The sequence below is a fragment of the Streptomyces sp. NPDC012888 genome (assembly GCF_042900645.1).
Lineage (GTDB): Bacteria > Actinomycetota > Actinomycetes > Streptomycetales > Streptomycetaceae > Streptomyces.
In genome coordinates, this window is record NZ_JBIBBM010000020.1 from 109,847 (window position 1) to 128,949 (window position 19,103).

General features: G+C 73.1%; 20 protein-coding genes and 1 pseudogene. 9 read left to right on the plus strand and 12 right to left on the minus strand.

What is annotated here, in order from left to right:
* Nucleotides 1–127: 127 nt before the first annotated feature.
* The 3 genes from ACFY61_RS29355 to ACFY61_RS29365 form a co-directional block, all read right to left on the minus strand.
* Complete coding sequence (locus tag ACFY61_RS29355; RefSeq protein WP_389476887.1) at nt 128–376, minus strand: hypothetical protein; 249 nt, start codon at nt 374–376, stop codon at nt 128–130.
* A 162-nt stretch (nt 377–538) separates the two neighbouring features.
* Nucleotides 539–1,456, minus strand: a complete 918-nt coding sequence (gene pucL, locus ACFY61_RS29360; protein WP_389476889.1) for a factor-independent urate hydroxylase — start codon at nt 1,454–1,456, stop codon at nt 539–541.
* 275 nt (nt 1,457–1,731) lie between these two features.
* On the minus strand, nt 1,732–3,075 hold the full coding sequence (locus ACFY61_RS29365; RefSeq protein WP_389476891.1) for an aspartate aminotransferase family protein: 1,344 nt from the start codon (nt 3,073–3,075) through the stop codon (nt 1,732–1,734).
* A gap of 221 nt (nt 3,076–3,296) precedes the next feature.
* Between ACFY61_RS29365 and ACFY61_RS29370 the strand changes: the two genes are divergently transcribed.
* The 3 genes from ACFY61_RS29370 to ACFY61_RS29380 are packed head-to-tail and all read left to right on the plus strand — an operon-like array spanning nt 3,297 to nt 4,585.
* A complete protein-coding gene (locus ACFY61_RS29370) occupies nt 3,297–3,605 on the plus strand; it encodes a PRC-barrel domain-containing protein (protein ID WP_389476893.1) in 309 nt (102 codons plus the stop codon).
* Nucleotides 3,606–3,621: 16 nt separating this feature from the next.
* The gene (locus ACFY61_RS29375; protein WP_389476895.1) at nt 3,622–3,981 is read left to right on the plus strand and encodes an STAS domain-containing protein; all 360 of its coding nucleotides are present in this window, start codon (nt 3,622–3,624) and stop codon (nt 3,979–3,981) included.
* On the plus strand, nt 3,974–4,585 hold the full coding sequence (locus ACFY61_RS29380; RefSeq protein WP_389476897.1) for an ATP-binding protein: 612 nt from the start codon (nt 3,974–3,976) through the stop codon (nt 4,583–4,585). Before ACFY61_RS29375 ends, ACFY61_RS29380 begins: the two co-directional genes overlap by 8 nt.
* Here ACFY61_RS29380 and ACFY61_RS29385 read toward each other — a convergent pair.
* A complete protein-coding gene (locus ACFY61_RS29385) occupies nt 4,545–5,567 on the minus strand; it encodes an RNA polymerase sigma factor SigF (protein ID WP_389476899.1) in 1,023 nt (340 codons plus the stop codon). The genes ACFY61_RS29380 and ACFY61_RS29385 overlap by 41 nt on opposite strands.
* Before the next feature lie 162 nt (nt 5,568–5,729).
* On the opposite strand from ACFY61_RS29385, the gene ACFY61_RS29390 reads away from it, so the two are divergent.
* The 3 genes from ACFY61_RS29390 to ACFY61_RS29400 all read left to right on the plus strand — a co-directional run bounded on the left by ACFY61_RS29390 (nt 5,730) and on the right by ACFY61_RS29400 (nt 9,016).
* Nucleotides 5,730–5,939 carry a hypothetical protein gene (locus ACFY61_RS29390; RefSeq protein WP_389476901.1) on the plus strand — a complete coding sequence of 70 codons (210 nt, stop codon included), beginning with the start codon at nt 5,730–5,732 and terminating at the stop codon, nt 5,937–5,939.
* 1 nt (nt 5,940) lies between these two features.
* Nucleotides 5,941–8,244: a SpoIIE family protein phosphatase gene (locus tag ACFY61_RS29395; protein ID WP_389476903.1), complete on the plus strand. Its 2,304-nt coding sequence runs from the start codon at nt 5,941–5,943 to the stop codon at nt 8,242–8,244.
* Nucleotides 8,245–8,413: 169 nt separating this feature from the next.
* Nucleotides 8,414–9,016, plus strand: a complete 603-nt coding sequence (locus ACFY61_RS29400; protein ID WP_389476905.1) for an HPP family protein — start codon at nt 8,414–8,416, stop codon at nt 9,014–9,016.
* A gap of 27 nt (nt 9,017–9,043) precedes the next feature.
* Here the strand turns inward: ACFY61_RS29400 and ACFY61_RS29405 are convergent, their stop codons facing one another.
* The 3 genes and pseudogenes from ACFY61_RS29405 to ACFY61_RS29415 all read right to left on the minus strand — a co-directional run bounded on the left by ACFY61_RS29405 (nt 9,044) and on the right by ACFY61_RS29415 (nt 12,481).
* On the minus strand, nt 9,044–9,562 hold the full coding sequence (locus ACFY61_RS29405; protein WP_389476907.1) for a hypothetical protein: 519 nt from the start codon (nt 9,560–9,562) through the stop codon (nt 9,044–9,046).
* A gap of 151 nt (nt 9,563–9,713) precedes the next feature.
* A pseudogene (locus ACFY61_RS29410) lies at nt 9,714–10,114 on the minus strand (hypothetical protein); the annotation flags it as partial.
* Between the two features lie 120 nt (nt 10,115–10,234).
* On the minus strand, nt 10,235–12,481 hold the full coding sequence (locus tag ACFY61_RS29415; RefSeq protein ID WP_389476909.1) for a choice-of-anchor A family protein: 2,247 nt from the start codon (nt 12,479–12,481) through the stop codon (nt 10,235–10,237).
* A 241-nt stretch (nt 12,482–12,722) separates the two neighbouring features.
* Between ACFY61_RS29415 and ACFY61_RS29420 the strand changes: the two genes are divergently transcribed.
* Complete coding sequence (locus tag ACFY61_RS29420) at nt 12,723–13,004, plus strand: hypothetical protein (RefSeq protein ID WP_389476911.1); 282 nt, start codon at nt 12,723–12,725, stop codon at nt 13,002–13,004.
* A gap of 23 nt (nt 13,005–13,027) precedes the next feature.
* Here the strand turns inward: ACFY61_RS29420 and ACFY61_RS29425 are convergent, their stop codons facing one another.
* Nucleotides 13,028–13,366 carry a MerR family transcriptional regulator gene (locus ACFY61_RS29425; RefSeq protein ID WP_389476913.1) on the minus strand — a complete coding sequence of 113 codons (339 nt, stop codon included), beginning with the start codon at nt 13,364–13,366 and terminating at the stop codon, nt 13,028–13,030.
* 660 nt (nt 13,367–14,026) lie between these two features.
* Between ACFY61_RS29425 and ACFY61_RS29430 the strand changes: the two genes are divergently transcribed.
* Complete coding sequence (locus tag ACFY61_RS29430; protein ID WP_389476915.1) at nt 14,027–14,386, plus strand: hypothetical protein; 360 nt, start codon at nt 14,027–14,029, stop codon at nt 14,384–14,386.
* Nucleotides 14,387–14,620: 234 nt separating this feature from the next.
* Here ACFY61_RS29430 and ACFY61_RS29435 read toward each other — a convergent pair whose 3' ends face one another.
* The 4 genes from ACFY61_RS29435 to ACFY61_RS29450 all read right to left on the minus strand — a co-directional run bounded on the left by ACFY61_RS29435 (nt 14,621) and on the right by ACFY61_RS29450 (nt 18,010).
* Nucleotides 14,621–14,824, minus strand: coding sequence for a cold-shock protein (locus ACFY61_RS29435; RefSeq protein ID WP_389476917.1), 204 nt, complete (start codon nt 14,822–14,824; stop codon nt 14,621–14,623).
* 331 nt (nt 14,825–15,155) lie between these two features.
* Entirely contained in the window at nt 15,156–16,025 is an 870-nt protein-coding gene (locus tag ACFY61_RS29440; protein ID WP_389477041.1) for an alpha/beta fold hydrolase, read from the minus strand.
* 80 nt (nt 16,026–16,105) lie between these two features.
* Complete coding sequence (locus ACFY61_RS29445) at nt 16,106–17,341, minus strand: glycosyltransferase (protein ID WP_389476919.1); 1,236 nt, start codon at nt 17,339–17,341, stop codon at nt 16,106–16,108.
* 24 nt (nt 17,342–17,365) lie between these two features.
* Nucleotides 17,366–18,010 (minus strand): hemerythrin domain-containing protein, encoded by a 645-nt coding sequence (locus ACFY61_RS29450; RefSeq protein WP_389476921.1) that lies wholly within the window; start codon nt 18,008–18,010, stop codon nt 17,366–17,368.
* Between the two features lie 161 nt (nt 18,011–18,171).
* On the opposite strand from ACFY61_RS29450, the gene ACFY61_RS29455 reads away from it, so the two are divergent.
* A complete protein-coding gene (locus ACFY61_RS29455; RefSeq protein WP_389476923.1) occupies nt 18,172–19,065 on the plus strand; it encodes a LysR family transcriptional regulator in 894 nt (297 codons plus the stop codon).
* Nucleotides 19,066–19,103 lie beyond the last annotated feature (38 nt).

Consider the following 19,103-nt stretch of genomic DNA (forward strand, 5'->3'; position numbering starts at 1 on the left):
CCCGGGGTGTTGGCGCACTGCCGGGGTCGACCATGTGTGTGGTGTCGGCGCGACGCTAGCGCGGCATATGCCTCAACTGCCATTCGACGCCCGGTTTTTCACTCCCCAGAGTGGTTGTCCCCGCGGGTCACGTGATCACTAACGCGACCGCCGCCGCGCCCATCAGCGCGGCGGCGAGGTGTACGGCCGGGTGCCCGTAGTCCCCGAACCAGAGGTGCCGGACCAGCCCGCCGACCGCGGCCAGGGCCGCGATCACCGCGATCTGGGCCGGAAGGGGACCCGTGGTGAACGGCACCGCCGCCAGCAGCACCGCGTTGAGCCAGAGGGGTCCCGCCCCCGTCCAGCCCCGCCACTGCCAGATCGCGCTCCGCGTCATGCCCGGCCCCCGCCTCCCCGCGCCGCGGCGTGCCGCCGACCCGTGGGCGGCACCGCCTCCTTGCCAGCTTCCCGGGGCACGGCGGCCGGGACAAGGAGCGGTTCGGCAAGACAGCGGCGGGGAACGGCCGAAAGTCGCCTACGGGAGCGGACGTTGGCGCGGCTAGGCGACGATCCAGTCGCTGGTGGCGATCACCGGCTGGACGCCGTCGCGGTGGATGGTGCCCTCGATCAGGCCGTACATCCGGTCCGCGGCGAAGTACACCTCGTTGTCGTTCTTCAGGCCGAAGGGCTCCAGGTCGACCAGGAAGTGGTGCTTGTTGGGCAGGTTGAGGCGCACCTCGTTGACCCGCGGACAGTTGTCGAGCACCCGCTCGGCCATCTGGTTGAGCGTCTGCTGCAGCGAGTAGGAGTAGGTCTCCGCGAACGCCTCCAGCATGTGCTTGCGGACCTTCTTGTACGAGCCGTCCCAGTCGTGCGCCGCGTCGTCGGCGGCCAGCGCCGAGTGCGCCCAGCGGGCGGTCACCTTGGTGGCCAGGATCCGGTCGTACGCCTCCTTCAGCGTCGTGTACTCGTCCTTGATGTAGCCGTGGAACTCGGAGTTCGTCGAGTTCATCACGGTCAGGTCCTTCAGGCCGGAGATGACCTGGAGACCGGTGGACTCGCTGTAGGTGATCTGCGCGGTGCGCACCTCCTGGCCCTTGCGGACGAAGGAGTGCTGCTCCTTGCGGGTCGGGACGGGGATCCGCTCCCAGGCGAACTCCTCGATCCGGATCTGCGCCTCGCGGATCGGGGACTGGGAGGACACGAAGTGCTTGGCGAGCAGGATGCCGAAGGCCTCCGGCGAGGCGATGCCGTGCTCCTTGCCGAACGCGTACACCGTGTTCTTCGTGGTGTCGGTCGGCAGGCAGTTGGTGTTGTCGCCGGTCAGGTGGACGTCGCGGAACTCGCCGCGGAGCGCGACCGAGACGTTGAGGTCGCGGATCTCGTGCCAGGTGCCGTCGTTGCCCTTGCGGGTCACCTTGACGATGCGGTTCTCGGCCTTGCCGTACTGGTTCTGGGCCAGGACGTGCTTGCTCATGCTGTCATCCCTCGGGTACACGGAGTCCGGACTACTGGATCCCGTACGCCCGGCGTCCGGCGGTCCGCCGCCGGAGCCGTTTCCCGAAAGCCCGTCCTGGCGTGCCGCCCCCCGCCGTTCGGTCCCTGGGGGACCGCCCCGGGACTGACGTGCATCCCGGTCCGTAGGTGCTGCTTCGGATTGCAGCACGTTCGTCCCCTCTTGGGAACGGGACGGAACGTACGGGAAGCGGCACCCGCGAACTGGATGAAACGACGTGCGCCGGTCGTGCCGGATCAGGCCGTCGCGTGGGCGTCCGCGACCGACAGGGCCTCGTCGAGGATCTCCAGGCCCTGGGCGACGTCGGCGGCGCCGATGTTGCAGGGCGGCGCGACGTGCAGCCGGTTGCCCGCGGTCAGCGGCCACAGACCGCCCTTCTTGCACGCCTCGGCGAAGGCGGCCATCGGGGCGTTGTCCGCGCCGGACGCGGCGTACGGGACGAGGGGCTCGCGCGTCTCCCGGTTCCGGACGAGCTCCAGGGCCCAGAAGGTCCCCAGTCCGCGGACCTCGCCCACCGAGGGGTGGCGCTCGGCCAGTGCGCGCAGGCCCGGGCCGAGCAGCTCGGCGCCGGTGCGGGCGGACTGCTCGACGATGCCCTCCTCCTCCATGGTGTTGATGGTGGCGACGGCGGCGGCGCAGGCCAGCGGGTGCCCGGAGTAGGTGAGGCCGCCGGGGTAGGGGCGCCGGGCGAATGTGTCGGCGATGGCGGCGGAGACGGCGACGCCGCCGAGCGGGACGTAGCCGCTGTTGACGCCCTTGGCGAAGGTCAGCAGGTCGGGGGTGACGTCCCAGTGGTCGGCGGCGAACCACTTGCCGGTCCGGCCGAAGCCCACCATGACCTCGTCGAGGACGAAGACAATGCCGTGGCGGTCGCAGATCTCGCGCACGCCGGCCAGGTAGCCGGCGGGTGGCACGAGCACGCCCGCGGCGCCGACCACGGGCTCCAGCAGGATCGCGGCGATCGACCGGGGACCCTCGAAGACGACCGTGTCCTCCAGGTGGCGCAGCGCCCGCTCGCACTCCTCGGCCTCGGTGGTGGCGTGGAACGGCGACCGGTACAGGTACGGGCCCCAGAAGTGCACCACGCCAGCGGTGGCCGAGTCGTTGCCGAACCGGCGGGCGTCGCCGGTCATGTTGATCGCGCCGGTGGTGGCGCCGTGGTACGAGCGGTAGGCGGAGAGCACCTTGGGCCGGCCGGTGTGCAGCCGCGCCATCCGGGCGGCGTTCTCGACGGCCTCGGCGCCGCCGTTGGTGAAGAAGACCTTGTCGAGGTCGCCGGGGGTGCGTTCGGCGATGAGGCGTGCGGCCTCGGAGCGGACGTCGACGGCGAAACCGGGTGCGACGGTGCACATGCGCGCCGCCTGCTCCTGGATGGCGGCGACCACCTTGGGGTGCTGGTAGCCGATGTTGGTGTAGACGAGGGCGCTGGTGAAGTCCAGGTACCGGTTGCCCTCGTAGTCCCAGAAGTACGAGCCCTCGGCGCCGGCCACGGGGAGCGGGTCGATGAGCTCCTGCGCGGACCAGGAGTGGAAGACGTGCTTCCGGTCCGCCGTTCTGACGGTCTCGACATCTGCGTTCATGGGTTCGAGGGTAATCGTCCCCGTCCGCTCGATATACCGCGATGTGAAAACCGTCTTCCGTTGCGCGGAACGTGATGTGCGCCGGGGCGTGGCGCGGAGTGATTGTGCCGCCCTGGCCGTGGGTAGGCGGCGCTTGCAGGCAGGGGGCAGGACGGGACGATCCGGGGCTGGAGGGCGTGATGGCGCACGATATGTGGGGCTATGCCAGAAGCAGTGGCCACGTGGCCGGCGCGGAGCTCGCCGGCTTCCGCGTCGAGGCTTCGGACGGCCACATAGGCAGGATCGACAAGCATTCCGCGGACGCGGGCCGCGCGTACGTGGTGGTCGACACGGGCCCGTGGATCCTGGGCCGGCACGTCCTGGTCCCGGCCGGGCTGGTGAAGGACGTGGACATCGAAAACGAGACCGTGCACATCGCCGCCACCAAGCAGCAGATCAAGGACAGCCCGGACTACGAGAGCGGCAGGCACGACGGGGACGTCGCCTTCATCCACCTGATCGAGCAGTACTACGCCAACCGGCACATGTGAGCGGGCGAGGGTGACGATGACCGGACGATTCTCGGTCGAGGCCACGGACATGGACGGCGCGACGGTGCTGGCCCTGTCGGGCGAACTCGACCACGACACCGCGGAACCCCTGCGCGAGGCGCTGGCGGCGGCCCGGTCCGGCACGGGCCGGGGCCGCCTGCTGGTGGACTGCGACCGGCTCCGCTTCTGCGACTCCACGGGGCTCAACATCCTGCTCCAGGCCCGCCTGCAGGCCGAGCAGCAAGGCGGCCGGGTCGAGCTGGTGGGGCTGCGGCAGCCCGTGGCCCGCATGTTCCGGATCACCGGAGCCGACGAGGTGTTCACGGTCCACCCCGACCTCGCGGTGGCCCTTGCGCAGGGGGCCGGCGATGAATGAGCAGACCCGGCGGCTCCTGCTGGAGGGCTACAGCCAGGGCGTCGTCACCCGCTGCCGAGACTTCACCCGGCGGGCCCTGGCCGACTGGGGCTGGACCGCCCACTCCGGCCACGACGGCCGGCCGCCCGACCCGGACCGCGAGGAGGCGGCCGAGGACGTGCTGCTGCTGGTCTCCGAGATGGTCACCAACGCCTGCCTGCACGCCGGCGGCCCCCGGGAGCTGACTCTGCTGCGCACCCCGCAGTGGCTGCGGATCGAGGTCAGCGACGGCAACCCCGAGGCGCCCCGGCGGCGCCGTGAACCCGACCCGGGCCGGCCCGGGGGTCATGGGCTGGTGGTGCTGGAGCGGCTGGCCCGGAAGTGGGGCTCGGAGGCCGTACCCGAGCCGCGCGGCGGCAAGACCGTCTGGGCGGAGGTGCCGGCCCCGCCGGAGCTCCGCTCCCCGGGGCGCGCGGCGGCGGACGCGGAGACCACGGGTGCGGCCGGCGAGGCTGGTGCTGGGGAGCGGGCGGGTGTGGCGGAAGCCGCGGACCGTACGGCCGGTCCGGTCGCCACCGAGCCCGTCACTCCTCCGGCTCGGGGTCCGTCAGCAGCCCGGTCCTGAGCCGGGTGAGGGTCCGGCTCAGCAGCCGGGACACGTGCATCTGGGACAGTCCGAGCCGGTCGCCGATCTGGGACTGGGTGAGTTCCGCCCCGAACCGCAGCGAGAGCAGCAGCCGCTCGCGTTCGGGCAGCTCCGCCAGGAGCGGCTTCAGCGCCTCCACGCACTCGATCCGGTCGTACGCCGCCTCCTCCTCGCCCAGCGAGGGCGTGGTGACGTACGGGTCGCCGTCCTCCTGGACCGGGGCGTCCAGCGAGCGCGCCGAGTAGGCGTGCGCGGCCTTGCGGCCCTCCGCGATCTCCGCCTCGTCGACGCCCAGCCGCTCCGCCAGCTCCGCGTCGGTCGGCCCGCGGCCCAGCGTCTGCTCCAGCGCGTCGTAGGCCTTCGCGGTGTCGATCCGCAGCTCCTGGAGGTGGCGGGGGACCTTCACCGCCCAGCTGCTGTCCCGGAAGAAACGCTTGATCTCGCCCGTGATGGTGGGCAGGGCGAAGGTCGTGAACTCCACCCCGCGCTCCGGGTCGAACCGGTTGATCGCCTTGATCAGCCCGATGGTGCCGACCTGGACGATGTCCTCGGCGGGCTCGCTGCGGTTGCGGAACCGCCGGGCCGCGAACTTCACCAGGCTGAGGTTCAGCTCCACCAGGGTGTTCCGGACGTAGGAGTACTCCGGGCTGCCCTCGTCCAGCGCCCTCAGCCGACGGAACAGCGACACCGACAGCACCCGCGCGTCGGCCGTGCTGGCCCGCACCGGCACCTCGGGCACCTCGGGCATGGCGGGCAGCCCGAACTCGTCCGTCTCCGGCGTCGGGGGGACGGCGCCGGCGAGCCCGTGGGCCCCGCCGGCCCGGGCCGGGCCCGTACCCGGGCCGGTCCGTCCGGTCCGGTCGGTCCCGCCGGTCCGACCCGTGCGGTCGGTCCGGTCGGTCCGGCCGTTGCGGTTGGTCCGGTCGGGTGAGCTGGTCGTGCGGCGGTTGCTTCCGGTCATCTGGATCCGCTCCTCCGACGGAGGTGGTCGCGCCGCGGATGCGGCGGGGCCGTCGTGAGCTGCTCCTCTGGATATACCCCCGGCGATTGCCGCATACCCGTTCGGGTCGCCGGGCAGCCGCCCGGCGTGCGTCAACCACATGGGACATTCAGGATATACAGGGTGGGCGACCCGCACGAGGCGCGAGACGAGACCGCCGAGCGCGGCCGGCTGCGGCGCGAGGAACGCGCACAGCACCTGCTCGACCGTGCCGACCACACCGCCGACCCGGTGGACGCCGACCGTCTCCGCTACCGGGCCGCCGTGCTGCGCGACCACCCCCCGCCCCGGCCGCACGCCGAGGACCGGGACGAAGGACCGGAAGTCCCCTGACATGGACGTTGCGGGACGCGGGACCGATGACGGTCGCTACGCCGGGCGACCCGGCCGGCCGCGGGGCGGAGAACGGGACGGGTCCGCCGACGGGCCCCCCGACGACGCCCTGGCCGCGGCCGTGGCCGGGCTGACCGCCGAGGTCGCCGCCCTGCACGCCGACCGGGCCCGCCGCACCCTGCTCGACCTGGCCGCCGGCGTGCTGGTCGACCAGCTCGGCCTCGAACCGGCCGAGGCCGCCGACCATCTGCGCGGCCTCGCCGTCTCCACCGGTCTCGGCGCCGCCGACCTGGCCGCCGACATCGTCAACGCGGCCGTCGGCGGGCCGGCCGTCGAGGCCCCCGCCGAAGGCCGGCGGCTGCGGCGCAGCGCGGTGGCGGTGACCGCCTCCGACACCGCCGACGAGGCGGCCCGCATGCTGCTAGACGGCGGACTCCACCGGATCGGCGTACGCAGCCTCTACCTGTGGCGGCGCACCGACACCGACTGCCTGGAGCTGGCCGGGGCGGCCGGCGCGGGAGCCGGCGCACAGGAGAAGGTGCACTGGCAGTGGGTGCCGCCGGACACCCCGCTGCACCGGGCGCTGTGGGAGGGGGAGGCCTGGTGGGGCCGGGACGACTGGCTGCCCGGCGGTCCGGGCGTCCGGGGCGTGCTGCCGCTGCGCCACCGCGGCGAGGTGGTGGGCGTCGCCCTCGCCTGCGGAGACCCGGCCTCCCGGGGGCCGGCCACCGCGCGCGAGGCGCCCTGGGAGCCGGACGCCGCGACCAGGCGGACGGCCGAGCTGCTGTGCGAGCCCTGCGGGGTGCTGCTGGAGACGGCCGAGCCGGCCGGCCCCGGGCCGGTGGCCCGGGTGCCGGAGTCCCTTCTGCTCGACCTGTACGACCGGCCCGCGGCGGTGGTGGAGTCCGACGGCCTGCTCTCCTACGCCAACGCCGCCGCCCTGGCCGCGCTGACCGCCGGCGGCGGGGTGTTCGCCCCGGTCGGCCGCCCGGCCGCCGAGGTCTTCCCGTACGCCTGGGCGGCCCTGGGCCCCGCCACCGAACGGGCCGGCGCCCAGCGCCTCGGGCGGCTCCACGGGCTGGAGGACGTCAGGGTGCTGCCGCTCGGCCACGGCCGGTCGGTGCTGCTGTGGAGCGCCGAGGAGCAGGCCGGGGAAGCCCTCTCCCGGGTGATGGGGCGGCTGGACCGGGTGGGCTACTTCCACGAGGACCTGCCGGGCGGCGAGACCCTCTGGAGCAGGAACGCGTACCGGCTGTTCGGGATGGAACCGGACGCCCCGCCGGTGCCGCTGGCCCGGCTGGGACCCCGGCTCCACCCGGAGGACCGGTACCGGCTGCGGTCGCTCGCCGAGGACCTGCTCGAACGGCGGCGCGGCGGCACCGCCGACGTCCGCGTGCTCCGGCCCGGCGGCGGGGTCAGGCACGTCCGGATCGCGGCCGAGCCGCTGGTGGCGGGCGCCTCGCTGACCGGCCTCACCGGGGTCTACCAGGACCTGTCCAGCCAGCGCCGCACCGAGGCCGCCCTGTCCGCGGCCCAGGAGGACGCGCACCTGCGCAACCGGGTGGTCCGCCAGCTCCAGGAGGCGATCGTCCCCGAGGCGCCGCCCGCCGGTACGCACGGCGACCTGGAGGTCGCGTCCCGGTACCGGCCGGCCGCCCACGACTACGGGGTCAGCGGCGACTGGTACGACGTGCTGCCGCTGGCCGGCGGGCGGAGCGTCCTGGTCGTCGGCGACCTCGCCGGCCACGGCCTCCAGGCGGCCACGAACATGCTGGTGCTTCGGAACGCGCTGCGCGGCCTGGCGGTCACCGGCGAGGGCCCGGGCCGGCTGATGGCCTGGCTGAACGAGGTCGCCCTGCGCAGCGGCGAGCACCCCACCGCCACGGTGGTCTGCGCGCTGTTCGACCCGGCGGAGCGGGCCCTGCGCTGGGCCAGCGCAGGCCACCTGCCGCTGCTGCTGGTCCGCGGCGGCCGGGCCCGCTTCCTGCACGCCCCGCACAACATCCTGCTGGGCGCGCTGCCCGGCGCCGAGTACGAGGAGGCGCAGACCCGGCTGGAATCGGGGGACGTGCTGCTGCTCTACACCGACGGCTTCGTGGAGCACCGCAGGGTCAGCCTGGTCGACACCCTGGAGGAACTGCGCCGGGTCGCGGAACGCCTGGCGGCGGACCCGGCAGCCGGCGCCTCCGGCCCGGTGGAGGCGCTGGCGGACGCCCTGCTGGGCGCGGTCCGCGGCGACACCGGCGACGACACCAGCCTGCTGGTCGTCCGGGTCTCCCCGCCGCCGCCCGCGGACGCTGCCTGAGGCTGCCTGACGAGGCCCGGCGGCCGGGTCCGCACGGAGGCGTCCGTAGGATCGAAACACCCCCTGCCCTGCCGAACCCGCGCAAACCCACGCGACCGGCCAAGCCCGCCCCACCCTGCCGACCCTGCCGCACCGCGCTCGGCCCTGCCCGGAGAACGTCCCCCGCCCGATGTCCCTCGACGAAGCCCTCGCCCCGCCCCGTACGCCCGCCTCACCCCCGCCCCCCTCGCCCCCTGCGCCGCGCCCCTCCGACGCCGCCGGCCGCGGTCCCCGGATACGCCGGGCCCTGGCCGGCCGCGCGCCCGCCCCGCCCGCGCCGGCCGCGGCCCTGCACAACGTCAGCGCCGTCACCGCCGTGCTGCTGGCCCTGTGCGGCATCGGCGCGGCGATCCACGAGCCGGTGCTGGTGCCGCCGCTCGCCGCGAGCGCCGCCATCGTGCACAGCGTGCCCGGCCTGCCGCTGGCCCAGCCCCGCAGCGTGGTCTTCGGCCACCTGCTGTGCGCGGGCGTCGGCTACGCGGCGCTGGGCCTGTTCGGCAGCTCGGCCTGGGTGGCGGCCGTCGCCGCGGGGGCCGCCCTGGCGGTGATGACGGTGGCCCGGACCCCGCACTCCCCGGCCTGCGCCACCGCCGTCGTCATCGTCCTGCGGGCCCCCGACCCGGCCCGCTTCGTGCCGCTGCTCACGGGCGCGACCGTCCTGCTGGTGCTCGCCGGGTGGGCCGCCTCACGGGCCCGCCCGGCCGCGCCCCGCTACCCCGCGTACTGGTGGTGAGGCGGCAGGATCACGTTCCGGGGGGAGTCAGGCGGTGGCGAGTGCGGCCAGGGCCGCGGCGGAGGCGCCGAAGACGATGACGTGGCGGGCGTTCTGCAGGACCCACACCCAGCGGGGGAACGCGGACTCGGCGGCCTTGAGGAGCGCGGCCACGTCGACGCGGGCGAGCTCCTCGTCGTCCTTGCGGCGGAAGGCGGCCTGGACGGAGGCGACCGCGGTCAGGTTGCTGTAGAGGATCACGCAGTTGATCAGCAGTACCAGGCCCAGCACGGTCCAGGTCGCCGCCCCGGCCCAGGAGGCCTCGAGAAGGTTCAGGACGGCCGAGGCGGCCGTGACCGCCGCGGCGGACACCGGTGCCCAGGTCTCGTGCCCGCCGGCGTCGAAGCGCATCCCGTTCTCGGTGAGGGCGGTGTGCCGTACGCCCTGGCGGCGCAGTTCGTCCTCGGCGGCTGTCATGGCGGTCGCGCCGAAGCGGGCGCGCACCAGCGGGATGCTGACGAAGGCGGCGGCGACGAGGAGCTGGAGGATCGCGATGGCGTGGTTCATCGGGGTGGTCCCTTCCGTCTCTGCGACTCACTTGCACTGTGTTCAAGAAGAACGCTAACCGGCACTTGAACACCGTGCAAGACCCTTGTTGAACTTAGTGCAAGCGCAGGCCGGAAAGAGCCGCCCCCGCCGGCCGGCACCGGCGGAGGCGGCACCGGTACCAGCGCGCGAGCTTGCGCCGACGCCGGCCGGCTCCGCCGCCTGCCCGGCGGCCGCCAGGATGGCGGCGAGCGGGATCAGCTACGTGCCGTACGGCAGGAACCTGGCGGCCTTCTTGAAGCCCTCGACCACGGCCGGCGCGTACTCCGCGTAGTCCTCCAGGGACAGCGCCAGCATGTCCTTGCGCTTGCAGCCGACCCGGGGCAGCCGGTCCTCCTCGGTACCGCGCGCGGCCTCGGCGCCCCGTCGCTGGTAGGTGGCCGGCAGCGTGACGGCCTGGAGGAAGTCGGTGTTGGACACCTCACGCAGGATGCGGTACTCCGGAGCCTGCCACGCGGCACGGCACTCGTCCTCCCGGTGCCGGCGCAGGTCGAACCCGTCCGCCGCGATCGTGCCGAGCGTACTCGCCGGGCCGTCCCGCTACGTGCCGTCCGCCGGAGCGGGGGCGGCACGACGCGGGCCCGGGTCCGAAGACCCGGGCCCGCGGCCGGTCATGGCGTCGCCGTCACGGCGTCATGCCGTGCGTGGGGCGGGGGTGCCGGCGGGCTTGGCCGGGCCCGGCAGCGGCCAGGGGTACGAGGGCTTCCGCGGCGGGTCGTGCGGCGGCTTGCCGTGCGCGTCCTCGTGGCCGTGCTCCGGGCCGGGGCCCTCGTCGCGCTGGTTGAAGACCTCGGCCGTCACCTTGTGGTCGGGGGTCCGCACGTCCAGCTGGAGCGGCCCGGTCACCGGCTCCTCGGGAGGCCGGTACCCCTCGGGGGCCTCGGTCTCCACCAGGTAGTACCAGCCCTCGCCCAGGCCCCAGAACTCGCAGACGCCCTTCCGGTTGGTCTCGCAGGGCCGTCCGATCCGGGTGTCGGGCCTCCCGCCGTCGCGCTGGAGCCCCCGGACGCCGTTGGTCTCCTTCCACAGTTCGAACACCGCGCCCCGCAGCGGCTCCTTGTTCTTCGGGTCCTTCTTGACCACCGTGATCTCACCGCGGAACGGGTCGTCCACCGCGACCGCCGTCACCCCTTCCCCGGCGTTGTCCTCCGTCAGCCGGAGCGGCCCGAACACCTGGTTCGCCGGCAGCTCGTAGCCGGGGGGAGCGGTAATCTCCCGCCAGTAGTACTCGCCCAGCGGGACCGTGCGGCTGCACACCGCGGCGGGCCGGGAGGTCACGCAGTCGTCGCCCACCTTGCGGTCGGCCCCGGCCCCGGTCGCCTGGAGCCCCCGGACGCCGTTGGTCTCCTCCCACAGCTCGAACACCGCGCCCGCGAGCGGGGCCCCGTCCGGGTTGGTCTTCCGCACCGACACCGTCCCGCGGTCCGGGCCGGGCGTACCGCGCTGGTTGACGGCCGTGACGCTCACCCCCGACTCCGGCGTGGTGGCGTTCACGACCAGCGGGCCGAACACCGCCGGAGGCTCCGGGAGTTCGTAACCGGGCGGGGCCGCCGTCTCCTGCCAGTAGTACGTGCCCTCCCCGACCGTCCGCCGGCAGGTGCCCTCCGCACCCGTCGTACAGGGCCGGCCGACACGCGTGTCGGGGTCGTCCGGGCCGGGCTGCAGGCCCTCGGTTCCGTTGGTCTCCTCCCACAGCTGGAAGACCGCCCCGTCGAGCGGCACGCCCTGCGGGTCGGTCTTGAGGACCTCCACCGGGCGGGTGACCACCGGCGGACCGGCGCATTCGGGCAGGTCACCGGTGAACGGGTAGGAGTGGAACTCCTGCCCGCCGCCACCGTCCACCCGGCTGGTGTGGGTGAGCGAGCCGGTGGTGAAGAACCGGCCGTTCATCCCGGGCAGCGTCACCTCGGTCCGCGAACCCTGCTGCCCGACGAGCACCGCCCCCTGGAACTGGCCCGTGCCGCGCAGCCCGACGCTGGTGGCGTCGGGGAAGTTCCACAGCAGCCGCTGCCGGTAGGTCTGCTCGCCGCTGAAGGTCACGATCTGCCGGTTCACACCCAGGACGTTCACCAGGATCGTCGCGCCGGCGGGGATGTTCGCGAACCGGATGCCCTGCTGGGCGCCGGCCCGGGTGGCGAGGTCGGCGTCGACGTTGAACACTTGGAGGGCGCTCGTGCCGTCACCCGTGAACAGGGTCTCGTACTGGTTGTTCACGGCCGTGCCGGTCGCCGGGCGCAGCACGCCGCCGGGGCGCGCGTAGCACTGGCTGGCCGCGGTGAGCTGGTCGCGCAGCGGGAGGTACGGGGTGGCCGCGTCCTCGGCACGCTCCACCCGCAGCGCGCTCACGGTCCCGGAGGTGCCCTGCGCGTGCCGGACCACCCCGCCGAGGGCCTCCAGCCGCTCGTCCTCCGCGACGTCCACCCGTCCGCCCGCGGTCAGGTAGACGGAGCCCGGCGGCGGCGGCACCTGCGAGCCGGCGCCGACGACGCCCACGTTGTACACGCCGCGCGCCTCCTTGTCCTGGTTGAACGAACCCAGGACGACTACCTTCCCCTCGGCCTCGGCGGCCCGCCCGCGCACGGCGAAGTCGCCGCCGACGAAGACGTTGATGCCCTCGTCGTAGCCGCGGGCCGACCCGGTGTGCACGTCGGGCCACACGGTGGGGCAGCGGCTGCCCAGGCACGGGCCTAGCCCGCCGGGAAGCGGCGCCCGCAGCACCTGCCCACCGGACGCGCCCGGTACCGCCCCCGCCACCGCCGCCGCGCCCGGTACCGCCACCGCCGGTTGCGCGGGCGCGGCGACGCCCAGCACCGCTGCCACCGCCACCAGGCCGAGCCCCAGTCGGGCGACCCCGCCACGCCCGGCCGTTCCTGCTGTCATGACACTCCGTCCGTCGACTGCCGGCAATGCCCCGACAGCCTGACCGGAGGACCACACCCGAGCCCGGCAGGCGCACCCGGTACTACGGCATTCCGATCACACCGATCACCCTCACGCGCCGGTGCGGCGGCCTCACGGGCGATTGCGCGCGGTCCGGCGCTGGTGAAAAGCTCCGCGTTCGTGTGTTCCCGCGCCGCACGTCCGTCTCGAACAAGCCCGCGGCACGCAGCCCTCGCCGGAGATGCTCGCGGCACTGGCACACGCCTGCGCCCGGCGCTGCTGGGCGGGGTGTGCGCGGTCTCCTGGCACGGCCGCGAAAGTAGTCTGGCGCTGGTTCGCCGACCTGGGCCGGCGTGCCTCGTACCCGGCAGAGGAGAACGAGTACTACAGCCGCCCGCACGCGGCGGACCTGCGGACGGCCGTGGGCCGAAGCGCCGGCGACCGGCCCGCGACGCGGCTGGTGGAGCGGCTCGGGGGGCTCGGGGACGTGCTGGGCGCCGGCCGGTTCACCGCCTCCGGCTGACGCCGGCATCGGACGTGGTCGTCTCAGGCGGGCTCCGGCGGTGTGCCGGACTCGGCGGCGCGGCGGTATTCGGCGTTGATGCGCTGGGCCTCCTCGAGCTGGTCCTCGAGGATGATGATGCGGCAGGCGGCCTCGATGGGGGTGCCCTGGTCGACGAGCTCGCGGGCCCGGGCGGCGATGCGGAGCTGGTAGCGGGAGTAGCGGCGGTGGCCGCCCTCGGAACGCAGCGGAGTGATCAGGCGGGCCTCGCCGATGGCACGGAGGAAGCCCTGGGTGGTGCCGATCATCTCGGCGGCCCGGCCCATGGTGTAGGCGGGGTAGTCGTCGTCGTCGAGACGGTCGTACGAGTCATCTGCTGTCATTTGCACCTCTCCGTGACACGCATAGAGGGGCCCTGGCGCCAGTACCGGCACCAGGGCCCTGAAGGAACTACTACACCACCTGCCGGCCCCGATGAAGCGCCGGCCTTCTGTGTCCGCCCTCCCGGCCTGTTCGCTGCCGGGGGCGCGGGGATCGCGGTTGCCTGACCGAAGACCACCTCGCTAACGATGTCCTGCGGTACCCGGACTCCAGACCTCCGCCCGGGCGATCCTGATGGCGCCGTGTCCCTCCGTTCCTTCCTCGCTGATCGACCTGATGGGTGCTGCTCAGCGGTCTGCGTGGTGCCGCTGCTGCCGCGCCCCGGTGCGCGCGTCCGCAGCCCGACGCCTTCACCAGGGGTACCGCCTTACTGCTCTGCTCTCGGGGTACCGCATCCACCATGACCGCGGTCCCGCTGGTCGTCCCTGCCAGCCGTGCCGTCTCCCCTTGCTACGAGAGAAAAAATAACCCAGCTACTCATTAATGTCTACTGTGGCCGACGTAGATTTTCTTGCGCCGGGTGGGGAGGCAGCGGCCGTGGGGGGAGTGTGGCGTGATCGCCGGGGCGAGGGCGTTCCCGCACCCGCGCGCCCCCGGTCGTCCCTGCCCGCCCGGTGCGACGACCTGGGATCGGGGCGCGGTGCCCCGTAGGATCGGCGTCCATGTCGAAGATTGACGAGCTGCTCGTTGACATCGCCAGGCTGGTGGAGTCCGGGCAGAGCAACCAGATGTCCCTGACCGTCGTCACGGGGGGCGCTGTCATCACAGGCCGGCTGGCACCCGAAGCGCTCTGGCGCCAGCGTGTATCGGAGGTCCTGGCGGACTCCGACCGGCTGGCCGAGTTCTCCGCCGTCTTCGCGGCCGCGGGGGCGAAGGACGGCCCGCCCACACACCTGCACTTCCACCTCGCACGGATCCTCCAGGGCACGGTGGGGATCCCGGAGACGGGTGGGATGTACCGCGTCTCGATCGCGGACATCAGTGCCTGGACCATGGGCGACGTCAGCTACTCGGACCACTGACCCCGACTCCGTAGGGGATCTGCGAGAGGCCCCGACCGGCGCGTGCCGGCCGGGGCCTGTCGGCTGCCCGCGTGCCGCGAATTCCTGCAGCGGAAGATCGGCGCCGGGATTCACCGGAAAACGCCGAACGGAATGCGGCAGCCAATGGGGTGCACGCGGCAGCCCCTGCCAAATTAATGCAGCTGGGCCCACATCCAGAAGGATGCGGGCCCAGCTGTGTGTGAACGCGTCAGATCAGGCGGGAACGATGTTCTCGGCCGTCGGGCCCTTCTGGCCCTGCGCGATGTCGAAGGAGACCTTCTGTCCCTCGCGGAGCTCGCGGAAGCCCTGGGTGGCGATGTTCGAGTAGTGGGCGAACACGTCAGGGCCGCCACCGTCCTGCTCGATGAAGCCGAAACCCTTTTCCGCGTTGAACCACTTCACGGTGCCAGCAGCCATGTCATATCTCCTTGGGGCAGTGCAGCGGAATCCGCACCTTGCGGACTCCGTGTCGCCGCGATGATTCCCTGCCCGGAAAATGACCGGAATGCAAAACGCCTCCATGCGGCACGAGGCCGGCGGGGTGTTTCGGGTACCAAAACTGCAACTGCTCGACAGTAGCATGCCCGTGTTGTCCATGCGCGTTCGGTTTTTACTCCTGTGCGTCGCCGACAAAAACTCTCCCGGTGGCGCTGGTCAATATCTCCGTCCGCGAACACAGAATAGGCGGATCCGCCATGCGGGATTTTCGCCGGTCGGCGGCAGCCGGGTCCTCCGCCGACCAGGCGGATCATGCCTGAGCGGACGGGACCGGGAGGGCGGCGAGTTCCTCCAGGACGCGGGCAGCCGGTGCCGGGTCGACCAGCCACTTCAAGTGACTGCCCTCCAGCGTGCGGACGTCGTACGGGTTGTCCGGCGCCAGTTCGTCGCCCTCGCGGATCAGCCGGTCCTGCAGGGCGGGGGGCAGGCTCGTGTCGTCGGCCAGGCGGATGTAGGTCCTGGGTATGCGGCCCCAGGTCGCGGCCTGCGCCCGGTCGGCGGAGCCGCCGGCGTCCAGGTTCTCGTCGGGCTGGAAGGTGTTCAGGAAGGTGAGGAACTGCTCGTCGGTGCCGTCGGCGAGGAAGGCCGCCTTGAGCGCCGCGAGCGCGTCCGGGTCTGCTGTGCGGAAGTTGACGCGGAGCAGCCCGAGTTCGGCGGGGTTGCCGGCCAGCGCGGAGGCGAACGCGGCGGGATCGACCGTGGCCATCTCCGGTTCGGCGTAGTAGGCGCCCACGTCGAGGTCGACCGGGGCCCAGGCCGAGACGTAGACGAGGCGGTCGATCAGGTCGGGGCGGGCGTTGGCCGCCGCCGTGGCCGTGACACCGCCGCGGCTGTGGGCCACGAGGATCACGGGGCCGTTCCGCTTGGCCCGTTCCAGGATCCGGATCAGGTGCGCGGCGTTGTCGGCCAGCGTGACGCCCTTGATCGCGCCGGGCGCGGTGGCGAGCCCGGCGGGGTCCTGAGGCGACTGGTAGGCGCGGGTGAACGTCGCCTGGAACCCGTGGCCGGGCAGGTCGACGGCGACGGAACGGTGCCCCAGGAGGCCGAGTTCCGCCTGGAGGGGCGCGAAGGAGAAGGAGTTCGCGAAGGCTCCGTGGACCAGTACGAACGTCGGCTGCATCTGTGTACTCACTTCCAGGTACTCGTGTTCCGGAGGTCTCGGGGGTCCGGCGTGCGCGATGCCGGGGATCTGTTCGTGGTTCACCGGCCCACCGGCTGGGACCGCACCGTCTCGAGCAGCAGCTTCGCGGCCACCGCCGTCCCGTCGGTGCGGACCGTGCCGGCGACGGCCTTCGCCCGTGCTGCCGTCTTCGGGCCCAGGGCCGTCCCGAGTGCGGCCGACAGGGACTCGAAGGTCGGGACCGGGCCGTCGTGGGCCGCGCCGATGCCCAGTGCGGCGACCTGGGCGGCCCAGTGCGGCTGGTCCACGAACTGCGGCACCACGACCTGGGGCGCGCCGGCCCGGGCGGCCGTCGTCGTGGTGCCCGCGCCGCCGTGGTGGACGACGGCGGACACCCGGGGGAACAGCGCCTGGTGGTTGAGGTCGCCCACGGCGAAGCAGTCGTCCGCGTCGTCGACGAGGCCGAGCTCCGCCCAGCCGCGCGAGACGAGCACGCGTCGGCCCTGCGCGCGGACCGCCTCGACGGTCACCTTGGCGACGTCCGTCGCGGCACGCATGGGCATGCTGCCGAAGCCCACGTACACCGGCGGCGTGCCGGCGTCCAGGAACTCCTCCAGGTCGGCCGGCAGCGGGCGCTCGTCGGGCAGGATCCACGCCCCGGTCTGGACGAGGTCGAGGTCGGTCAGATCCTGCCACGGCCCCAGGACCGGGTCCGCCGCCAGCCACGGCCGGTCGCCGAAGACGTGGTCGCGGACGTTGTCCAGCGCCGGGAGCCCGATCTCCGCCCGATGGGCGTTGAGCGGGGCGAGGTACAGGGCGTTGACCTTCTGGACGTCCAGGTCCCACAGGGCCCGGTTGTCGGTCGGGTCGATCCCGTCGGCGGAGATCCCCGGGCCCGGCCGCGGCGACGGGAGGTAGTTCGTCGACGGCATCTCGAACGGGTGGAAACAGGCGTACACGTAGGGGATGCCCAGCTTCTCGGCCACGGACCGGGCGCCGGCCGGCATCAGGCCGGTCGCCACCAGCGCGTCACACCCCTCGGCAGCCTCGGCCACCGTGCCGAAGTGCCCTGCGACCAGCTCGGCCGCGAACTCGGTGGCGAAGCCGGGCGACGGCGGCGCGCCGGTCACCAGCGGGCGCACGGCGCGGCCGAACGGCACGTGCTCCACACCGACACCGGCGAGCAGCCGGGAGAACTCCTCGTCCGGAGGTGCGCACACCCGCACCTCGGCACCCAGCTTCCGCAGCTGTGCCGCGAGGGCGGTCGGGGGCATGATGTCGCCGCGTGACCCGTAGGCCATGATCAGCACGCGCATTTCGTCCTTCTCGTTTCTGTGTGGTCAGTGCGTCGGGGCAGTGCCGGGACTCCAGCGGTCCAGGGCGTCGTACGCCGGGACCCACTCGGCGGCACAGGTGGCGCGAACGGATGCCGGCAGGGGAGCGAGCAGCTTCGCCACCGTCGGCTCGTCGGCGCCGTCCAGGAGCCACGGCAGCAGGAGCGGCGCGTCGTGGCCGAGCAGCCGGGCCTGGACCCGGCCGAAGTGACTCCCCTGTTCGGCCGTCAGCACCCTCCGGATGAGCGGCAGGGCCGCGGCCTCCTCGTGCTCCAGGTGCCCGGCCAGGCCGGTGACCAGGGCGTCGGTCAGAACACCCAACCCCAGCCGGTCGGCCTCGGGGTCGGCGAGCCCGGCGTCGATGGCCTCGATGAGCGGCTCGATGGCGGCGTGCTCGGCCTCCATCGCCTCCAGAAGAACCAGGTCCTTCGGGCGGCCGGGCAGACCCCGGCGCAGTGCCGGCCACAGCACCTCGTCCTCGGCCGTGTGGTGGGCGCGGAGGGCCTTCTTCAGCAGCACCCATCCGGCCGTGGCCGGTAACTGCCGGGGGTCACGGTCCGCGCTGGTGGTCATGCGGTCCAGATGGGCCAGCTCCCGGCGCAGCGCGTCGTGCATCGCGTGCGCCGCGGTGAGGTCGATGTCACCGCTCATGGCCGGCGTCGGCTCCAGCTCGTTCCGGCCGGTTCGAGGACCGCGGTGGTGGGGCAGTCTGCATGTCCTCAACCCTCGCGCGGGCCCTGATCGTGATCAAGATAGGCTTCCGCGCGGTCCGATAACCGCTGGGTTATCGACTGAGGGGGGCTGGGGCGCCGGTGGAGCTGCGGGACATCGAGATATTCCTGGTGCTGGCGGAGGAGCTCCATTTCGGGCGGACGGCACAGAGGTTGCACGTCTCCCAGGCGCGCGTCAGCCAGGCCATCAAGAAGCAGGAGCGGCGCATCGGTGCCGAGCTGTTCACCCGCACCAGCCGCACGGTGTTCCTGACGGAGGTCGGCCGGCAGTTCCGGGATGACCTGCAACCCGTCTATGCGGGCCTGCGCGAGTCCCTGGAGCGCGCCCGGCTGGCGGCCCGCGGCATCACGGCACAGCTCCGCGTCAGCCTGATGCCCTTCAACATGGCCGACCTGCACCCTTACTGGAAGACGTTCCGGGCGCGCCACCCGCAGTGGGGACTCCAGGTCCGCCAGGCGACCTTCACCGATGTGTTCGGCCGGCTCCGTTCCGGCGCCACGGACGTGCTGGTGGCCTGGCTCCCGGTGGAAGAGCCGGACTTCACCGTCGGGCCGCCGCTGTGCACCGACTCCCGGATCCTCGCCGTGGCCGCCGACCACCGGCTCGCGTCACGGGACTCCGTGCCGATGGAGCTGCTCGCCGAGTTCCCGCACGCCACCGCCCTCGGCCTGGCGGACTACTGGGAGGACAGCTACCTCCCCTTCCACACCCCGCGGGGCCGGGCGATCGAGCGTGTGGCGGACGCGGCCTCGGACAACGCCGACGAGCTGATCAGCCACGTCGGCATGGGCGAGATCGTCCACACCTTCCCCGGCCATGTCACGAGGTACTGGGGCATGTCCCACATCCGCTGGCTGCCCGTCCCGGAAATGGGGACCTTGACCTTCGCCCTCGTCTGGCGGACCGAAGCCGAGAACGACCTCATCCGCGCCCTGGCCGACACGGTGCGCGATCTCGGCGTGTTCCACTTCTGACGCGACTGGCGGCGCGGGTCGTCCTCAGGCCGGGGGAC

Bases quoted from the DNA above. Each gene is read 5' to 3' on its own strand.
- ACFY61_RS29355 (WP_389476887.1), bottom strand. From the start codon at position 376: ATGACGCGGAGCGCGATCTGGCAGTGGCGGGGCTGGACGGGGGCGGGA.
- pucL (WP_389476889.1), bottom strand. From the start codon at position 1,456: ATGAGCAAGCACGTCCTGGCCCAGAACCAGTACGGCAAGGCCGAGAAC.
- ACFY61_RS29365 (WP_389476891.1), bottom strand. From the start codon at position 3,075: ATGAACGCAGATGTCGAGACCGTCAGAACGGCGGACCGGAAGCACGTC.
- ACFY61_RS29375 (WP_389476895.1), top strand. From the start codon at position 3,622: ATGACCGGACGATTCTCGGTCGAGGCCACGGACATGGACGGCGCGACG.
- ACFY61_RS29380 (WP_389476897.1), top strand. From the start codon at position 3,974: ATGAATGAGCAGACCCGGCGGCTCCTGCTGGAGGGCTACAGCCAGGGC.
- ACFY61_RS29385 (WP_389476899.1), bottom strand. From the start codon at position 5,567: ATGACCGGAAGCAACCGCCGCACGACCAGCTCACCCGACCGGACCAAC.
- ACFY61_RS29395 (WP_389476903.1), top strand. From the start codon at position 5,941: ATGGACGTTGCGGGACGCGGGACCGATGACGGTCGCTACGCCGGGCGA.
- ACFY61_RS29400 (WP_389476905.1), top strand. From the start codon at position 8,414: ATGTCCCTCGACGAAGCCCTCGCCCCGCCCCGTACGCCCGCCTCACCC.
- ACFY61_RS29405 (WP_389476907.1), bottom strand. From the start codon at position 9,562: ATGAACCACGCCATCGCGATCCTCCAGCTCCTCGTCGCCGCCGCCTTC.
- ACFY61_RS29415 (WP_389476909.1), bottom strand. From the start codon at position 12,481: ATGACAGCAGGAACGGCCGGGCGTGGCGGGGTCGCCCGACTGGGGCTC.
- ACFY61_RS29420 (WP_389476911.1), top strand. From the start codon at position 12,723: ATGCTCGCGGCACTGGCACACGCCTGCGCCCGGCGCTGCTGGGCGGGG.
- ACFY61_RS29425 (WP_389476913.1), bottom strand. From the start codon at position 13,366: ATGACAGCAGATGACTCGTACGACCGTCTCGACGACGACGACTACCCC.
- ACFY61_RS29430 (WP_389476915.1), top strand. From the start codon at position 14,027: ATGTCGAAGATTGACGAGCTGCTCGTTGACATCGCCAGGCTGGTGGAG.
- ACFY61_RS29435 (WP_389476917.1), bottom strand. From the start codon at position 14,824: ATGGCTGCTGGCACCGTGAAGTGGTTCAACGCGGAAAAGGGTTTCGGC.
- ACFY61_RS29440 (WP_389477041.1), bottom strand. From the start codon at position 16,025: ATGCAGCCGACGTTCGTACTGGTCCACGGAGCCTTCGCGAACTCCTTC.
- ACFY61_RS29445 (WP_389476919.1), bottom strand. From the start codon at position 17,341: ATGCGCGTGCTGATCATGGCCTACGGGTCACGCGGCGACATCATGCCC.
- ACFY61_RS29450 (WP_389476921.1), bottom strand. From the start codon at position 18,010: ATGAGCGGTGACATCGACCTCACCGCGGCGCACGCGATGCACGACGCG.